The following is a 595-nucleotide window of genomic DNA, read 5'->3' as shown; positions in this document are numbered from 1 at the left end:
ATAATCTATATTTATAATTCTAATAAAACCACACGGGAATTTCACTATCCAATTTCACAGGTTCAACTTAAAGAATCACAATGCACCATCCAACGAATACCGAACTTATCTTCCACTTTACCAAATCTAGCGCCCCAAAACGTATCTGCGAGTGGCGTCATTATTCGCCCTCCTTGTTTAAGCTTCTCAAAAATTTTCTCTTGAGTCGCGGTATCCTCGGTAACCAAGGAAAGTGCCAGATTGTTCCCTTCAAGTTCTTTAGCTTTAACGCCATCAGACATCATGAGCTTCATACCAAATGCTTCGAACTCAGCGTGCATAACCCAACTAGGTTGTGCCCCCTCTATTACCTGAGGAGCATCACTAAAGAGTTGCTTCGATAAAACAACACCACCAAAGCATTTATGATAAAAATCTAACGCTTCACTACAACGACCATCAAAAAACAAGTAAGGGGTTACTGTCAGCATATGTTTCTCCTCTATTAGTCCTTTAAACATAGACAATAGACGTGAGAATGACAGATAACATTCTGATTTAAGATAATTAATTTACTAAGGAATCGCATTACGAACGGAAACGGTAATATTTTGGA

1 protein-coding gene is annotated in these 595 nt (G+C 38.5%); it reads right to left on the bottom strand.

Features of this window, described 5'->3' with window-relative positions; all coding sequences use genetic code 11:
- Nucleotides 1–62: 62 nt before the first annotated feature.
- Complete coding sequence (locus AB4496_RS27225) at nucleotides 63–470, bottom strand: VOC family protein (RefSeq protein ID WP_029223884.1); 408 nt, start codon at nucleotides 468–470, stop codon at nucleotides 63–65.
- Between the last annotated feature and the right edge of the window lie 125 nt (nucleotides 471–595).

The sequence above is a fragment of the Vibrio sp. 10N.222.46.A1 genome (assembly GCF_041473595.1).
Taxonomy (GTDB): domain Bacteria; phylum Pseudomonadota; class Gammaproteobacteria; order Enterobacterales; family Vibrionaceae; genus Vibrio; species Vibrio tasmaniensis_A.
This window is presented reverse-complemented; position numbering and strand designations above follow the sequence as displayed.

Coding starts and splice junctions, on each gene's coding strand:
- AB4496_RS27225 (WP_029223884.1), bottom strand. CDS start 470: ATGCTGACAGTAACCCCTTACTTGTTTTTTGATGGTCGTTGTAGTGAA.